This is a genomic window from uncultured Roseobacter sp. (genome assembly GCF_947499265.1).
Taxonomy (GTDB): Bacteria; Pseudomonadota; Alphaproteobacteria; order Rhodobacterales; family Rhodobacteraceae; genus Roseobacter.
The window spans coordinates 1-1,116 of record NZ_CANMNK010000025.1 but is presented as its reverse complement, the minus strand read 5'-3'; the positions used below and the strand labels follow the sequence as shown (position 1 = coordinate 1,116).

1 protein-coding gene is annotated in these 1,116 nt (G+C 62.4%); it reads left to right on the top strand.

Going from position 1 to position 1,116, the window contains the following annotated elements:
* Positions 1-5: 5 nt before the first annotated feature.
* Positions 6-1,116, top strand: a 1,111-nt coding sequence (locus Q1A63_RS25575) for an S-(hydroxymethyl)glutathione dehydrogenase/class III alcohol dehydrogenase (RefSeq protein WP_298976941.1), incomplete at its 3' end; no start/stop codon positions are given.

The following is a 1,116-nucleotide window of genomic DNA, read 5'->3' as shown; positions in this document are numbered from 1 at the left end:
TTATGATGAGAACGCGAGCTGCGGTTGCGGTTGCTGCGGGGGAGCCTTTGCAGGTGATGGAGGTGAACCTTGAGGGGCCGCGCGCGGGTGAGGTTCTGGTGGAGATCAAGGCGACAGGCCTGTGTCACACCGATGAATTCACCCGCTCGGGCGATGACCCTGAGGGCATCTTCCCCGCGATCCTGGGCCATGAGGGTGCGGGCGTTGTCATCGAGGTGGGCGAGGGGGTCACCAGCCTGGAAGTGGGTGACCATGTGATCCCGCTCTACACGCCGGAATGCCGCGAATGCGAATACTGCCTGAACCCGAAAACGAACCTCTGCCAGAAGGTCCGCAGCACCCAAGGACAGGGGCTGCTGCCCGATGGCTCGACGCGGTTTTCGATGCTCGATGGCACGCCGATCCACCACTACATGGGCTGCTCGACCTTCGCCAATCACACGGTGGTGCCGGAGATCGCGCTGGCCAAAGTCCGCAAGGACGCGCCTTTTGACAAGATCTGCTACATCGGCTGCGGCGTGACCACGGGCATCGGTGCGGTGATCAACACGGCCAAGGTTGAGATCGGGTCCAGGGCGGTGGTTTTTGGTCTGGGCGGCATCGGTCTCAACGTGATCCAGGGGCTGAAACTGGCCGGCGCGGATCAGATCGTGGGCGTGGATCTCAATGACGACAAGGTCGAGATGGGCACGCATTTCGGCATGACCGATTTCGTGAACCCTTCGAAAGTCGAGGGCGATATGGTCGCGCATCTGGTGGAGCTGACGGGCGGCGGGGCGGATTATACCTTTGATGCGACGGGCAATGTGAACGTGATGCGCACGGCGCTGGAATGCGCGCATAAGGGCTGGGGCGAGAGCATCATCATCGGGGTGGCGCCCGCGGGGGCCGAGATTTCCACGCGGCCGTTCCAGCTGGTGACGGGCCGGGTCTGGCGCGGCACGGCGTTTGGGGGTGCCAAGGGGCGCACGGATGTGCCGAAGATCGTGGACTGGTACATGGACGGCAAGATCGAGATCGACCCGATGATCACGCATAAGCTGACACTGGACGAGATCAACCACGGGTTCGAGCTGATGCATGAGGGCAAGTCGATCAGGGCTGTGGTGGAGTTTT